12 protein-coding genes are annotated in these 14801 nt (G+C 53.4%); 5 read left to right on the forward strand and 7 right to left on the reverse strand.

Annotated elements, in window-relative coordinates:
- Positions 1 to 30 precede the first annotated feature (30 nt).
- The 4 genes from brxC to C444_RS21850 are packed head-to-tail and all read right to left on the reverse strand — an operon-like array spanning position 31 to position 5696.
- Positions 31 to 3675 carry a BREX system P-loop protein BrxC gene (gene brxC, locus C444_RS16625; RefSeq protein ID WP_004594182.1) on the reverse strand — a complete coding sequence of 1215 codons (3645 nt, stop codon included), beginning with the start codon at positions 3673 to 3675 and terminating at the stop codon, positions 31 to 33.
- Positions 3668 to 4237 carry a BREX protein BrxB domain-containing protein gene (locus C444_RS16630; RefSeq protein WP_004594183.1) on the reverse strand — a complete coding sequence of 190 codons (570 nt, stop codon included), beginning with the start codon at positions 4235 to 4237 and terminating at the stop codon, positions 3668 to 3670. The genes brxC and C444_RS16630 overlap by 8 nt, the downstream gene beginning before the upstream one ends.
- Positions 4227 to 5039 carry a BrxA family protein gene (locus C444_RS16635; protein WP_004594184.1) on the reverse strand — a complete coding sequence of 271 codons (813 nt, stop codon included), beginning with the start codon at positions 5037 to 5039 and terminating at the stop codon, positions 4227 to 4229. The genes C444_RS16630 and C444_RS16635 overlap by 11 nt, the downstream gene beginning before the upstream one ends.
- A gap of 9 nt (positions 5040 to 5048) precedes the next feature.
- The gene (locus C444_RS21850; RefSeq protein ID WP_152420817.1) at positions 5049 to 5696 is read right to left on the reverse strand and encodes a BrxE family protein; all 648 of its coding nucleotides are present in this window, start codon (positions 5694 to 5696) and stop codon (positions 5049 to 5051) included.
- Between C444_RS21850 and C444_RS22600 the strand changes: the two genes are divergently transcribed.
- Together C444_RS22600 and C444_RS16650 are read left to right on the forward strand one after the other, a co-directional pair.
- Positions 5697 to 7130, forward strand: coding sequence for a metallophosphoesterase family protein (locus C444_RS22600; protein WP_004594186.1), 1434 nt, complete (start codon positions 5697 to 5699; stop codon positions 7128 to 7130). It begins immediately after the preceding gene.
- Positions 7131 to 7657: 527 nt separating this feature from the next.
- Positions 7658 to 9838: a DEAD/DEAH box helicase gene (locus C444_RS16650; RefSeq protein ID WP_239641319.1), complete on the forward strand. Its 2181-nt coding sequence runs from the start codon at positions 7658 to 7660 to the stop codon at positions 9836 to 9838.
- Between the two features lie 86 nt (positions 9839 to 9924).
- Here C444_RS16650 and C444_RS16655 read toward each other — a convergent pair whose 3' ends face one another.
- The gene (locus C444_RS16655) at positions 9925 to 10368 is read right to left on the reverse strand and encodes a pyridoxamine 5'-phosphate oxidase family protein (protein WP_004594188.1); all 444 of its coding nucleotides are present in this window, start codon (positions 10366 to 10368) and stop codon (positions 9925 to 9927) included.
- Between the two features lie 159 nt (positions 10369 to 10527).
- Between C444_RS16655 and C444_RS16660 the strand changes: the two genes are divergently transcribed.
- Together C444_RS16660 and C444_RS16665 are read left to right on the forward strand one after the other, a co-directional pair.
- Positions 10528 to 12198, forward strand: coding sequence for a sensor histidine kinase (locus C444_RS16660; protein ID WP_004594189.1), 1671 nt, complete (start codon positions 10528 to 10530; stop codon positions 12196 to 12198).
- A 372-nt stretch (positions 12199 to 12570) separates the two neighbouring features.
- The gene (locus tag C444_RS16665; protein ID WP_004594191.1) at positions 12571 to 12813 is read left to right on the forward strand and encodes a HalOD1 output domain-containing protein; all 243 of its coding nucleotides are present in this window, start codon (positions 12571 to 12573) and stop codon (positions 12811 to 12813) included.
- Positions 12814 to 12922: 109 nt separating this feature from the next.
- On the opposite strand, the gene C444_RS16670 is transcribed toward C444_RS16665, so the two are convergent.
- Together C444_RS16670 and C444_RS16675 are read right to left on the reverse strand one after the other, a co-directional pair.
- Positions 12923 to 13201 (reverse strand): hypothetical protein, encoded by a 279-nt coding sequence (locus tag C444_RS16670; protein ID WP_004594192.1) that lies wholly within the window; start codon positions 13199 to 13201, stop codon positions 12923 to 12925.
- Between the two features lie 149 nt (positions 13202 to 13350).
- A complete protein-coding gene (locus C444_RS16675) occupies positions 13351 to 14112 on the reverse strand; it encodes a DUF429 domain-containing protein (RefSeq protein WP_004594193.1) in 762 nt (253 codons plus the stop codon).
- 321 nt (positions 14113 to 14433) lie between these two features.
- On the opposite strand from C444_RS16675, the gene C444_RS21855 reads away from it, so the two are divergent.
- The gene (locus C444_RS21855; RefSeq protein WP_152420818.1) at positions 14434 to 14757 is read left to right on the forward strand and encodes a hypothetical protein; all 324 of its coding nucleotides are present in this window, start codon (positions 14434 to 14436) and stop codon (positions 14755 to 14757) included.
- The last annotated feature ends 44 nt before the right edge of the window (positions 14758 to 14801 follow it).

Below are 14801 nucleotides of genomic sequence, written 5' to 3' on the forward strand. Positions count from 1 at the left end.
ATTAGAGAGAAATCTGACGATCTATGTCAATTATCTAAATCGGATCTCTATGTCTCCATCCTGATCAAGAAGTTCTTCGGTCTCTGCGCGAAGTTCTGAGATCGGTTGATCGATGTCGTCCGGATCGGTGACGACGATGGATCCGAAGATGGAGTCGATGTCCACGCTTTCTCGAACAGTGCCGTCGTCCTCATCATCTTCCAGGTCATCAATCTCGGCCTTCGCAGCGTCTTCGTACGAATCAACGGTCTGGATATGCTCGATGAGCCGTGGAAGCGACGGTGTCGGATTGATGTGCTCCTCATTGGAGATATTCAGATCGACCGACCCATCCCCCTGTCGTTCCGTCAGATCGGACAGAGCAGTGTCAAGATCGGTTTCATCGATGTCGGATCCAGCATACGCCCGAACCAATTCGATGGACTCTGTGTACGTCTCGTGGCGTTTCTCGTACAGGGATTCGTACGTGGTCGTGAAGGCTTCGGCGGTAGTTCGGTAGTCAGTCTTGACATTGTTCCACTGGCTGATGACACCTTCCGTGTCTAACGTATCAGCAACGCGGCGGGCCGCCTCACGCGCTTCATCGCTGATGTCGACAAGCCCAGCGTGGTCATCGGCCTCGTCGACGAGAGACTCCCACTCGGTCGTGATGAACCGCTGAATGGTTTCGTAGGTCTCCAACCGGTTTTGGCCGCCGGTCTCACCGCAGAATTCGGCGACATCCTTCGCGGTTTTCGTGAGGCCTTCGAGTTCGTCTTCGAAGTCGACGAACTGTTTGATACGCTTGGCCGACGTGGGTTGTTGCAGCAGATTGTTTAATCGCGTCTGGAATTGCTCTACGTCGTCTGCCAGCGGGAAGTCGACCCGCTGGAGTTGCGAGAGGAGTGTGCTCGTGGTTGAAACCCACTCGTTTGCTGCCTCTCTGATTCCCTCGTCGACGGCCTGGTCGGTCGATTTGACCTTCCGGTCGAAGAGTCGGTCGAGGAGTTGCTTCGCATCGGTTCGTGTTTCGACATCGACGGTCTCCCGCTCATCGAACGACGTGGACTTGAATTTCGTGACTTGCGTGAACAGCTCCTGTGCGCCGTCCTCGGAATACGTCTCGTACGTTCGCTCCTTGTGTGTCGGAATGACGGATCCGTTTCTAAAGAGCACGGCAGCGGCCAGGCGAACGACTTCCCGGCTCCACCCGTACGGTGGTTCAGCGAAGTGGTCGATCAGATCGCTTCCAGAGCGGGACTCTCCGGCTTTCTCGCGTCGCTGAATTTCGTCTTCGACCTCGGAAGCGATGCGGGCCTCTGCGATGAGATCGCCGTCTTGGACGACGCCGAGGTCCGAGAACACAGATGGGTTCGACGAGCCTTGGAGATCTTCGAATATCTGCTCGATGTGACGATCTTTGACCGTGGCTGACCCGTGTTTGAAACTGGAGAAGACTTTGGGAATGGCGTTGTCCGTCTTCCGGGACACGAGCGAGCTAAGTGAGGTGCTTGTCGTGTCGAATTCTTCGGTGTCACCGTTGTAGATGAGTGTGCCGCGCTGGAAGCTCCGTTTGAACTCGCGTTCGACCTCGTTCCGGAGACGCTGGAGATCTTCTTGCTTCTGCCCGAGGGCTTCCTGCTCCTCTTGGCTGAGTTCGTTCCCTCGTTTTGACTTGACGACGGTATTGATCTGGTAGATCGATTTTAGCTTCTCGTAGATGCTGTGTTGCTTCTCGCCGTCTGCAATCCAGTACAGCGTATCGTCTTCACTGAAACTCTGTGTCTTCAGCCCATCCGGGTCAAGGTCTTCGTACCGCTGGTGGATCGGTGAGTAGGTTTTGAGATCGACGTGTCCGTTCGACGTGATGGTTTCTCCGTCGATACTCAGATTCAACTGGAACGTTTTCCCTTGGTAATTGACGCGGGATGTTTCGTCAAGGATGTCGTTCAGGAAGCGCTTCGAGGAGCGACGGATGTCGCCGGGGCCGACCTCGATGCTTTTGATTTCGTTTTCGAGTTCACGCTCGGTCTCTCGAAGGAACCGGTAGCCCTCTTCGCTTCGCCCGACGAGCCCGGCTTCGACGAGTGCATCAAGCGTATCTTGTACGTCGTTTTCTAACTGCTTCGTGGGGCCGAGCTCCGTCTGGAGTGAGGTTGCAATGTTGTCGGCGGTGTTCGGGATCCAGGGGAGTTGTTGGAGTAGATAGAGTGACTTGAGAACGCGGCTGGCGATTTCTGGATCGGCGTTCTTTGGTGTGGCTTCCCGGATGGATTTGACATCGTTGCTCGGGATGTCGTTGCTGATCTCGTCGAAGATCATATCGAGCGTGACGAGTGCCCCGAGTTCGTCGTTGTAGAGATGGGCCTCGTCTTTCAGCACGCTCTGTGTGACATCGATGAGCGTTCGCTCGCTGCCCGCGAGTTGGTCATCCGAGCCTTTGCCAAGTGCCTTGAACATCTCCGGGAGAATGTCGAGCTGGTACGGAAGGAACGGGTAGCAGTCGATAAAGTTCTCTCTCGTGATTGGCTTCAGACTCTGACCGGAATCGAGCTTGTACCTGGCGGAAAGGATGCCTTCATGCTGATCGTACAGATTCCCGATGGCTTCCCTGGCGTCGCCTTTCTTGCTGAGAACACGGTCACGGACGACCTTGTCGAGGTTTTCGGACGTGAGGTCGAACCGGTGCGGGAATCGATCGATGACTTTCGATTCCTCGGCTTCTTTTTCGAGCACACCGGGGATGAGCTGCTGGAGCTGTTCCTGGGACGTGACTCCGAGATATACCTTCCCCTTGCCTTTCTGGCCGAACTCCTCGACGATACTCTGGAGTTCCAAGAGGAGCTGTCCATCATCTCCGATGAACTGGGAGATTTCGTCGATGAAGACGAAGTATCGGGAGTTGTTCCCCGTTTCGCGTTCCTGCTGTTCGACGTATTCGACGATGTCTTCCGCGAGGGTCGAAGCGTTGATCAGAACGTTGTCCTGAACGTCATCGATCGCACGGGCTGCGTCGTCTTCGTCGTCGAACTCGTCTGTCGCTTCTACCAGCGCAGTCTCCATATCCGACCGCACGAACATCGCATCTTTACGGGCCTCTGTCCAGTCTTTCCCGGTGTTTGACTCGATGGTAGCGACGAAGTCATCGTACACGCCTCGTGATTCGAGTTCCTGTTCCATCTGGGCGACCCAGGGCATGGAAGCGTACCCGCGGGACGTGTTGAATTCACGGTGAATGATCTCGGTGATGGATTCGCTTCCAGATGCATCGGCCTTCGCGCCGATCTGGAACATCAACACCTCGGAATCGAATTTGTTCGTGACCGACGAGACGGCCCCGTCGAGCATCTCGTTGCCCTCGATCCGATCGCGGAACATCTCCGCCGCATACGTATCCCCGAACTCCCGGTTTTCCAAGACGTGCCCGAGGATCTTCATGAAGTGGCTTTTCCCGGATCCGAAGAATCCGGAAACCCACATCCCAACGTCCTCTGTTTGGGCGTGTTCCGTGTCGATGACGGCCTCTAGGGCGTCCGAGAAGTGCCGTTCGAGTTGCGGTGTGAGGATGTACTCTTCGAGTTCTTTCTTGACGACGCTCGGGTCATCGTTATCGACTTTGACGACCCGGTCGATCTTCCGATTGATCGGCCGGTAGAAGATCTCGTTGATTTGGTAGGTAGAAGTAGTGTCACTCATGTCCGATCACCTTTGCGCGGTAATATGTTCCCTCAGATTCGTCGAGGAATCTTAAACTCTTGTCATCAACGGTCGCAGGATAGCAAAACACGATCGGGGTCTCATCCGGTGTGTTCGTTTCCAACTGCCCCATCAGAGTCGATGCACTAGCGAACGGGTACAGGATACCCATTCGATACACGATAACGGTGTCTGCGTCTTCAGCCTGCGTGGCAATAGCCGATGCCAGTTGTCCCATTTCGCCGTCGTCGAGTAGTGAGGATTTCAATCCGCTGAGCAGCTGTTCACGATCTCGACGTTCGAGGTCGATTACGTTGTCGAGGATGCCTCGCTCTTCAAGCACGCTGAAGACGAGGTCACGCATATCGATCGCGGCAACCGTTTGGTCGTGGTACTCCAGCTTCTCGATGAGACTCCGAATTTCCTCATCGACTTCGATTTCGTCGGCTGGATCGTACGTGAACACGATAAACGGAACTCCCGCTCGCTTTCCGACTTCTTCTCTATCCTCACGAACGAGTCGTTCGACTTCTTCGAGTCGTGTTTGAAAGTCAGAAAGCATCGATCAACTTGTCTACCGTCTCGTGTTTCATTCTCAATCGTTCTGTCGATCCTCGTTTCTCATAGTTTATGTACTGTGGCGAAATGTCGCGGATTCGGCGCTGGACTTCGGATTCATCCATCAGGAATAGTTTCCAGTCATCGTGTTCGATCACGTCCGATGCGGACGTAGCTTCTTCGTCGAAGAGACGATACACGACGTACGCGATCGTTTCGTCAGGGATGTAGGTGACTGCGAATTCCTTTCGCTGTCTACCTTCTAACAGGCCGAAGTTTCTGAGTGAAGTGAGATACTTCGTTGCTGCCTCATTGATCGTAGAGTCGGAGCGGTCACGAAGGTCAGCATAGTCGTCCTTGATTGATTTGATGAACGTGACGATGTCTTCGGCCTGGATAGAGAGAGTGCCGCGCTGAAACTCGGGATAGAGGAATTCGATCGTGATGAGGCGGATGAATGGGTCTTGGGCGAACTCGTAGTAGAGACACCAATCGGCTACATCACTCCGAACGTCAGCTGAAAGTACCCGCATTAGCGGGGTCTCGGTGTAGTCTTCTTTACTCGGGATGTGTCTCCGGGTTACTTCGCGGAGAATGTTCGTTCGGTACTCGTCCGTGTTTTTGTTCAGGATGTTGTCTTCGACCACCATCCGCTCCAGTTCATCGTACGATTCAGATTCGGTATACGCCTGAAGGATTCGCTTGGTCTCGTCGATGTAGGTACTGTGATGGGCGATTTTTGGGTCAAGACTCGTGGCTTGATCGTCGTTGTCTTCGTCTTCAGGCTCCAGGTGCTCGTTGCTCATATGGAGTCCTCACGCGCTTTCCGATTTAAGTTCCGAGTTGAGTGGATAATACGGGACGTGTAGCCGTTCCGTATTTTGGCCGTAGCCACGCAACAGAGTGGCCAGCAGTCGCCATTTCTCTGCCTCAATCTCGGACTGGTCGAATCCATCTTCGCTGATACGATATGACTCACTCCCCGGATCAGAGAGTGAAATGGAAGCGACGGAGATATTCGATGCCATCTGTTCAATAATCGGGTCCGCCCAACCGGTCTCTAGAGACTGGACAGAGAGATCCTCAAGATCAGTCAATAACGGTTCATCGGGAGCGTTGAGATCTTCGATGGCAGCTCCGAGTTGTGCTTCGAGCTTTGGACCGAACGAAAACAGCGAGATGGAATCAGCAGGGAGTACATCCGATTCTGCTTTCCGCCCGACCTTCATTGCAAGGTTGACCTGAGACTGCAGCCGGGTTTTAGGAGTCACTTCTTCCAGTCTTGCTCGGCCAGTTTCTGAGAGGACACGTGAGTCCCACCATCCTCGATTATTCGATTCACCAACGCGTTCGATCAATAACCGGGACCCGATGAGATCTAGAAAGAAGTCATCTTCCAGTCCCGCCTCGCGGAGATTCTGCCGTGTTGAGGTAAACACCTCGACGAGATCGTGTGAAGTCATATGTACATCCTCAAGTTGGGATGGCTTAGAACCAGCGCCTCAACTCTTGGAGCACGTAGTAGTATCTGGCTCGGTACGGAACAAATATCACCGTACGGCAGGGAGTTGTCGAGTACGATGGGTGCTGGGAACGAGTTGGTGGAGTTGTATGACGGTCTTTCGGTTCTCTATAGCTCGCTGCCTGAGGAGACGGAGTTGGAGTGGAAGCGAGCGGTGAAATCAGTCTTGTACGGTGGAGAGCTGTTGGCTGAAGAAGCGTCGTGTTATGGGGAACAGCAGAATAAGCGGAACCACAAGAAGCGGAAAGAGTACGTCCGCCGATATGGAGATGGGTCACGGATTACGGAGTTTTCAGCCATCACAGTGGCGGAGCCACGGCCACAAGATCGACAGTATGTTCCGTCCGGTGCGGTGATCCCGGTTGCACCGGAGTCTGGAGAGGTGCTCCCGGTACAGGTCTCGACGAACGAAGTCGATCAGGCCATCTCGTTATTGGCAGAGTTCCCAGCCGAGCCGACAGCGGATCGGTTAGGTGAGGGTGTTGACGTGCTGTTAGACCCGGTTCGAGTTCGTCGTGCTCGAAAGAATGCAGGGAGAGGGATTGGAGATGACAAGGTAACGGTGCTATTTGTGAGTGATACGCACCTTGGGTATGAGAACCGGGTCGTGACGGGGCGCGGCAAGACGGTGTCGTGGATCAGTGAGGTGTCGAGTACCGACGCGTTCACACGAATCGTAACGATTGCGATTGAGCAGGATGTTGATGCGGTTATTCATACGGGCGATATTGTCGATCACGAGGTTGACCGGGAAACTCTCGACAGCGCTGCGGCGAGGTTGGAGCTATTATCCAAGGTAGGGATCCCGGTCTACTGTATCATTGGCTCACACGACCGAGATTCATACACACCGCAACACACGAATTCGGAGAATGGGATCGCGTGGTTACAACAGCAGGTTAGAAAGGGTACTCTCGTGGAACTCTCGACGAGTCCGACGCCGGTTGCGGGCGGGCCGCTTGACGCGTATGGGATTCCAGCGGGAAATACAGGGATCGACGACGTTGCGAAGTTCAAGCCTCTGGGATGGGAGCCATCCGATATGCAGTTCGAGTCGTCGTCATCCGGGCCGAACGTACTCTGTCTCCATGACGGCGTCACACCGTACCGGGATCGATCGACTGCTGATATTGATCTGGATCAGTTGCTTAGCCGATCCGGAGTCTCGTTCGATTGTGTATTGATCGGGGATGAGCATCGACCGAAAGACGATGACTTTGATAGCGGGTATTCATTCCAAGCGAGAGACGGTACGCCAGTACTCTACACCGGACCAGCTATACGGATTAGTGAGCCATACCGTGATCACGAGTCATTCGTGACGGAATTGACGTTCGCTGCTGATGGAGTCATTACGACTCAACACTCAGTGTGAGTGTGGAATCGTCCCTTACAGTGATACAGTCCTAGTTAGAGGCTTCAACGAACTGTGCGATCGTGAGAGTGAGACGCACCATCACACATATATGACACCGTCCAAGACTATTCGTAGTGCGACGATTTGGGGATCCTGAGTACTGGTTATTCACTGAGTACCGCGAGGATTTCCTTTCAGACCGCCCTACTATTGAGCAGCTGGCGATACTTGATGAAGAAATTGTCAATAAGGCGCTTCTGTCACGGTACCAAGGCCCGATCGGCCCGAACGAGTGGTCCTTTCTCGGGGGGTACTACGGTGAACTCTTCGGGAACTTCGTATCTGAGCGTGTTGCAGGGCTTATCGATACGAGACCGATTGAAACCCGGGAAGATCAGTTCCACGCGTTCAGGAAGGCGATCATCAGTTTGAATCAGCAGTTGTCGTCAGGTAGGTCTCCGGACGGCACGACGATTTCACGTCCAGCGGAACGCGTGCTCCTAAAACGGCTACGACAGGAGCGGTACGATCCGTCTGATCTGGACGTGTCTCATATTAGTCGTGGCAGCGGGCTGTATTTGCTTGAGTTGTTCGCAACGGCAGCCCAGCAGTCAGTGACGACCGAGACGGACCTGCTCGAAACGTTGCTGGCGCAGACTACTGCGTTCAAGGAGCTTGACGAAGCGGACGCCCGTGCGTTACTGACCCGGCCTGTGCTTATGGTATCTCTCTGGGAGAATCAGCGGGAAGGGCTTGACCACTGGCTTGCGAGCGACGGCGAGGGCATCCTTGAGATGGCGACGGCGACGGGGAAGACGGTTGCTGGCATCGCAGCGATCGCTAACCTGTGCGGTGACGTGCCGGAGAACCCTGAGCAGACACCGCAGACAGACGATGCGGAGATTATGATCGTCGCGCACTCGAACGCGATCCTCAGTCAGTGGGAGCGAGAAATCCGAGACAAGCTTGGGCTGACGACTCGGGCAGGCAGCGGTAGCGGACGCCCGGACAGGTTGTCGTTTTCGACGGCGACGGTGGAGTTTTACACCGCTCAATCCCTGCTCCCGCGCTACGACCGTGATTTAGCCGATCAATACGACCTCGTGATTTACGACGAGGTGCATCACTATTCGAATCTTGACGGTGGGTACGGCGAGGCGATACGCCGGCCGAACTACGATAGTGCGATGGGACTGTCTGCGACCATCGGTGAACAGACAGACCCGAAGCGGGACCGGCTTGAAGAGATCCTCGCACCAGTCGTCTATACGTATGACCTACAGGACGCTCAACGTGATGGAGTGATCCCGGATTTCGAGTGGACTGTTCATCCGATTGGGTTGGATCCGTATGAGCGCGAGGAGTGGGAACAGGCGACTGAGTCGATCACGAATCAGTTCCGGGCACTCAAACACGACGACACGACAACGAAACTGCTTCGCCAGCTGAGTGTGCCGTTCACCCAGCTTGAGGACCTCGGTGACTTCATCCGCGCACACCGGGCGGCAGAACTCGAACTCGACGACGTGCCGGACTCGTGGGGGCAGCTCCAAGCGGCGATTCAGAGTCGTAACTGGATCCGGCACCGATCACAGCCAAAAATAGAGGGTGCAGTAACGCTGGCTCGTGAGTACCTCACCGGCGTCGATGACGGAGTCAAGCTGGTGATGTTCGCCATGGACATCGACACCGCAGAGCAACTTGGTGAGGAGTTGGCCGACGCGACAGAGAACGTGTTCGTGGTACACAGTAAAATCGCTGCCTCTAGTAATAAGAAGGACCGGATGGTTAATCGCCGGATTGAACAGTTCTCAGCGGCTGATCACGGTGTCCTCATCGCGCCAAAGCTTCTCGACGAAGGGATTGACGTTCCGGATGCAGAAGTCGGGATTAACGTCTCGGGGACGAAAACGAAACTGCAACTCGTACAGCGGATGGGTCGAGTACTCCGCCGCCACGGCGATCAGGAGCCGCACTTTCATCACTTCGTCGCTGTGCCCGAAGGTGATGACCACATCGCCGGGTTAGATGACAAGCAGTACGTCCAGCAACGGCACTGGGTGCGTGAACTCGGTGAAAAGATCGGGCAACAACCGACGATCGACGAGGCGAACGTCGACGATGCGTTGCTCGCTCGTGCTGAGGCCCGCGGGAACGAACTGTGGGCACAGGATCTGCTTGATGATCTTGAAATCGAAACCGTTCAAGGGTCGGTTCGGATGGACGAGATTGTCGAGGGACTAACGTCATCAGCGGTGGAAACGCTACTCGACACCGTTGATTTCGACCACGATACTGTCGTTGAATCTGACTGGGAAACAGCAATGACTCTACTCCGCACGAATGAGTCCCTCACCCCGAATGCACTGCAACGGACATGGTGGCTGTTCCCGGTCTACCGTAACCGACCGGACGAACTCCAGGAACTGCTCCGTAAGGTAGCTCAGTACCGTACTGCGTCTGATGCAGCTGACGACTCCAGTACACCAACAGAAACGACGAGCGAGACGAGCACGCACAGAACCAGCGAAACGTCCCAGGAAGGCTCAGAGAACACAGACGATACAGAGGAGCCGTCAAGCAGAGGTACTACCGAGACATCTGACTCGCCAGCGACGGATAACAAGAGGGCTTCCGTCGAGCCTGATAACCAGGATGCTGATGATTCTGGAGAGCGATCCGATGACGGAAGTGTCGTTAGTCGAATCAAGCGTCTTTTTTCGTAGTTACAACGAATAGAAGTGTCCTAGAACTATTCGAAAGGAGCCTACTCACACCGGCAAACATGGGTCACCCATCAGAACGCGCTTGCCTATCGGTCGTCAGGAGTAGGGGTGAAAGCACTGAACTGACGGCCGGATATTGCGGTCGGTTCTAAGCGGTAGTAGTCCATTGTGAATTCATCTGGGGTCGTTTCGGTGTAAACATTCAGAGTTGGAATAGAAGCATTTTCTGCGATTGCTGTGGCGGCCTTGGTTTCGTCCTCTCCAGGGACAGGTTCAATCGAACCCTGAACAAGGACGCTTCTTGTAGGGTTTTCGTCGTAGACCGTCAACGTCGCTGTCTCTGTCGTTTCGAGGAATCTCATCTTCTTGCTATTAGCGGTATAGACAAACTGAAAATACACTTTCTCACCGTCGTAGCCGAACGATTCTGGAATCGAATACGCTTCTGTACCGTCAGTAAGTGCGAGTACACCAACTCCCGACTCGTAAAGTAGTGTGTTAATCTCTTCCTGCGATAATTTATCAGTCATACTAACACGTAGTCGTCATCTAACCGAATATGTTTTGCTTATAGCTTGAACTGCGAGTGGTAACTCGCCTCAATTAACAGAAAGAAGGTCAAATCGGTCTCTGTCAGAGCACTGGTCCAAAAAGTTATTTGATAGCCTGCGAACCGCTTTTTTATTGGAATGATGGAACCCCTTCTTATTGCTCACATCACGATTTTCGCGCTGTCTGCGATTGCCTGTGTGGCTGCGATTCCTCAAGCACGGAAGATCCAGCATCCGGGGACACGGGAAGGGTTCGTTGTTTTCCTCGGTTCTGTTGCTCTGTGGTCTGGTGGGTATCTCGGGTATCTACTCGCACCGACACGGTCGGGAAAAGTTGCGTTCTATATTCTTGGGTTTGTGTTCGCATTCGTCGCTGTCGCGGCCTGGCTCTACTTTTGTGCTGCCTATACTGGCCGCCCACCGCGACACGCCCCGTTCCGGAATCTTATCCTCGGGACGTTCCTCTTTTTCATCGCGCTCAAAGTCACGAATCCACTCCACAATCTCTATTTTACGACCGAATGGGTCACTGAGCCGTTTCCACATCTCGTTATTCACCATGAACTGCTCTACTGGATCGTCTTAGGACTGTCATATGCCGCCATCACTGTCGGATTCTTTGTCCTTATGGAGCGATTCTATCATACTGGCAGTGACAGCCGTCCGCTCGTCGTGCTCGTTGGACTTTCAGGGCTCCCAGCTGTTGCAACGATCATTGGCGGCCAGATTGACTGGCTGCTCCCATTAATGTATGAGCCGCCTGGCGTCGCGCTCTTCGCCGTCGGAACGCTGTTTTTCTATAGACAGCGGTTTGAGGGGATCCGCCTCACTGGCGAATCAGACGAACCGGCGATCTTCCTCGATCAGGATACCTGTGTCCGGGATTACAACCAAGCAGCCCGTAGACTCTTTCCGGGGCTTGAGGAATCGTTTGGCAAACCTCTAACTGCTGTGAATACAGCACTTGCGGATCATCTCACGAAGCAAGACGTGCTGGCGATTACGCAGAATGACGAGACACGATATTATGATGTGTCAAGCACGCCGTTCTTAGCTGGTGAGGTGACGACGGGCCAGTTGGTGACAGTTACCGACGTGACCGAACGTGAGTCGTATCGGAAATGGCTCGAAGAGAAAACCGAACAGCTTGAAGCCTTGAATCGCGTGGTTCGGCATGACATCCGGAACGATATGGCGGTGATTCTGGGATGGGCCGAAATCCTGGAAGACCATGTCGATGAAGATGGAGAAGAAGCCTTAGAGCGAGTCTTACAGAAGTCCCGGCACGTGATTCAGTTCACTGAGGTTGCTCGTGACTTCGTTGAGTCACTCTCAGAGGATGCGGATGCTGAATTGGAACCAGTCAAACTACAGCCGCTTCTGGACGCGGAACTCGCCGCAGTACGTGATTCGTTCCCGGATGCTCACTTTCAGGTATCGGGTGAACTCTGCGACGTATCAGTACTGGCAAACGAGATGCTCTCCTCGGTCTTCCGGAATATCCTCGAAAATGCGGTTCGACACAACGACAAAGAGACTCCTGAAGTCACGATTAGTTGCGAAGAGGATTCAGACACAGTTCGTGTTCGGATTGCAGATAATGGGCCTGGTATCCCCGATAACCAGAAAAAACCGATCTTCGGGAAGGGAGAAAAGGGGTTAGATAGCCCCGGATCTGGGATTGGTCTGTATCTCGTTCATCTCTTAACCAATCAATTCGGTGGTGAGGTGTGGGTCGAAGACAACGATCCCAATGGTTCGGTCTTCGTCGTTGAGCTGCCGATCCATACACCGTCGAATAAGAGCTGATTATTTGCAGGGTCTCCACCAGACGCGTCCGGATCCGACTTTCTTAGTGCGGAGTTCACCTATGGATTCGAGGTCTTGTAAATAATTCCGAGCGGTATTGCGGTGTATATCGGTCTGAAGTTGTTTTGCGATTTGCGGAGCGGTAAATGGTTCGCACTTGTCGGAGTTGTCTTCGAAGATTGCTAATACGTCGTCTGTTGATGTGCTTGGAGTCCTTCCCGGCATAATGTCGCCTTGCACAATACAGAGAATGGCAACTCGCACTCCGGAGATCTGTATGTGCGCATCGACAAAAATTAGATTCAGGCCTCAAGAAGCCGAATATCAGGTTTTATGCCACACGGGTACATATCTACGGGCAGATGCGTAACGATGAGTGAATACGGAACTTCTACGGAACCGGCACCAAGTACGAAAGTCTTTGAGGCCGTCGCTGATGAATTGGATGTCGACCCGACTGAACTGGAGACTCCGCTTGCAGAAGCGATTGATACGGATGCGTTAGATAATCTCTTCAAAGGCCCGGGAGACTCCGTTGTGATTAGCTTCACTTACTATGGGTACCGAGTCGCCGTCGACGAAGATGGCAACGTTACTCTGACTGAAGACAGCTAACAGCAGAGGATGTCATAGAACGATTCCCAAGGTGTTGTTTACACCCGTAATTAGGAGAGTTAGTCGTTAGAAAGAACCTGTATATTTAGTGGCGGTCCCCCACAGATCGTTAGCCTTCCCTCATCAGATGGCGGAGATTCTGCTGAGTGTTCATGTCCTCGTTGAATTCAAAGTCGGTTGCTTCGGAGATTCTCCGCATCGCATTTCTCGTATGTCCTACACAGATTTCGAGCTCTGCGATTGAACGAGTGTCTTCGCTTGGTTGTTTCTTGAATACGCGGCCGCTGTCATCCTCGAACTGGATTACAAGGTAGTGGCCGCCTTTATCGTCGCTGAATTCTTTGAACGAGTCTAACTTCTCCACAAAATCGTTCGCGTCACTTGGCATACCAGAGCCATATCTACTCTAACAACTTAGTGAATGTCATACAAAGACTCGCATACCACTATTGGACTACGGATGAATCGATAGTTTCAGAGGCTGTACTGAGCGATTCCTATTTAATATGGGAAGTCTTCTGTGACCCTCTCAACAGCTTAATCTAAATCTGAGGGGGAACGATAGGCCATTCGTTGCGGTGGGGTCGCGTCGGCGTCGTCGGTGAGCAACCAGAACTCATTCTCGGGTGCAGTTGCAGTATACATCGCTGCGAGGGCATCAAGTACGTCATCGACCTCGATCCCGGCAGCATCGTCGATATTGTCTTTGACTGCAGTGAGTGTCGCGCCAACGAGTACTGCTGCGTTGTCAACGACCGTGTCGAGGGCTTCGATACGTTCAGCGGCACCGTGGGCAGTCGTCTTGCTATACTGCGGTGGTGATCTGGAGAACGCGGTGAAGCACAGTTCTGGGTGAACTTCGTAGAGTTTGTCCGTGGTATCCTGTGTACAGTCGTCGATGAAGTTGTTCACTTCGAGGATCTGGTTGCGGATGGCGTAGGCAGGTGGTTGGACGCCGACACCGTCTGTTTCTTCGGTTTGCGTAGCGGCACGACTTTTCTGGTTTACTTCCTCAGGAGTGTCAGCTTCGAGGGCTTCACGAACGGGGACACGAAAGACGGTTGAAGTACGGTCAAGATGCGATCGGCAATCCTTGTCGACGGCACGTTCGTTCGGGCCGGTTGGTAACCCGATCGGGATGTCGATACAAAGACGGTCAATATCGTGTCCATCATCGTAGTCTTCCCACACGTCTTTGATTGAGTCGTACGTCTCTGGATGTGGTGCAGCAGAGTTGGGTCGGTGTTCGAGGCAAAGCCAGTGGTCACCGGCCCAGTCGACCCCGAGCGAGGCGCTCATAAGTTGTACTATTACACAGTATTCGTATCAGTCTGTCCGGCGATCATCCTATCCCCACAAGGCATATAAATGAGGTTCCGTTTTTCACGAATGTAAGCACACCACCGGACACCTAACCCCAACTAATCCCTGGATGCAGAATCCCCGCATCCATAGTAATTTTCGGGAGCAGTCCGGATCCCACCCCCACCCCCGGGTACGGCTGCCGCTTCCAAGCGGAGTCAATACCAGCGGACGGGCAATCATACGCGTCCGAACATCAGAAGGGCCGATACTCATACAGACCGGCAGATGAACAATCGAGAATCACAACAACAAACTATGACAACAGAAGAACACAATTCAACGACCGGGACTACGACTGATGCGCATCGATCGAGTGACGATAGCGATCTTGCTCAGAAGATATCAGAAATAAGGTATGAAATAAACGGTCGCGCTGCGGCCGCCGATGCTAAGCAAGAAGAAGAGCTTTACCGAATATTTTATCATCGCCTTACCAAAACCGAACGACATCTTGAGGCGATGCGAGTCGCCCAGGACCCACAGTCCGAATTCTCGTTCGAACAGATACTCAATGAACTTGATGAGGAACTCGTGCCAGCCGGTAATGGTGCGACGTTAGAAACCTCTGACGAGTCGTAAAGGGGAACCATCCGTGTAGCGACTAGAGCTAACTAGGTTCGACG

The organism is Haloarcula japonica DSM 6131, from assembly GCF_000336635.1.
Lineage (GTDB): Archaea > Halobacteriota > Halobacteria > Halobacteriales > Haloarculaceae > Haloarcula > Haloarcula japonica.

Bases quoted from the DNA above. Each gene is read 5' to 3' on its own strand.
- C444_RS21850 (WP_152420817.1), bottom strand. From the start codon at position 5,696: ATGACTTCACACGATCTCGTCGAGGTGTTTACCTCAACACGGCAGAAT.
- C444_RS16655 (WP_004594188.1), bottom strand. From the start codon at position 10,368: ATGACTGATAAATTATCGCAGGAAGAGATTAACACACTACTTTACGAG.
- C444_RS16630 (WP_004594183.1), bottom strand. From the start codon at position 4,237: ATGCTTTCTGACTTTCAAACACGACTCGAAGAAGTCGAACGACTCGTT.
- C444_RS16670 (WP_004594192.1), bottom strand. From the start codon at position 13,201: ATGCCAAGTGACGCGAACGATTTTGTGGAGAAGTTAGACTCGTTCAAA.
- C444_RS16635 (WP_004594184.1), bottom strand. From the start codon at position 5,039: ATGAGCAACGAGCACCTGGAGCCTGAAGACGAAGACAACGACGATCAA.
- C444_RS16675 (WP_004594193.1), bottom strand. From the start codon at position 14,112: ATGAGCGCCTCGCTCGGGGTCGACTGGGCCGGTGACCACTGGCTTTGC.
- C444_RS16660 (WP_004594189.1), top strand. From the start codon at position 10,528: ATGATGGAACCCCTTCTTATTGCTCACATCACGATTTTCGCGCTGTCT.
- brxC (WP_004594182.1), bottom strand. From the start codon at position 3,675: ATGAGTGACACTACTTCTACCTACCAAATCAACGAGATCTTCTACCGG.
- C444_RS16665 (WP_004594191.1), top strand. From the start codon at position 12,571: ATGAGTGAATACGGAACTTCTACGGAACCGGCACCAAGTACGAAAGTC.
- C444_RS22600 (WP_004594186.1), top strand. From the start codon at position 5,697: ATGTACATCCTCAAGTTGGGATGGCTTAGAACCAGCGCCTCAACTCTT.
- C444_RS21855 (WP_152420818.1), top strand. From the start codon at position 14,434: ATGACAACAGAAGAACACAATTCAACGACCGGGACTACGACTGATGCG.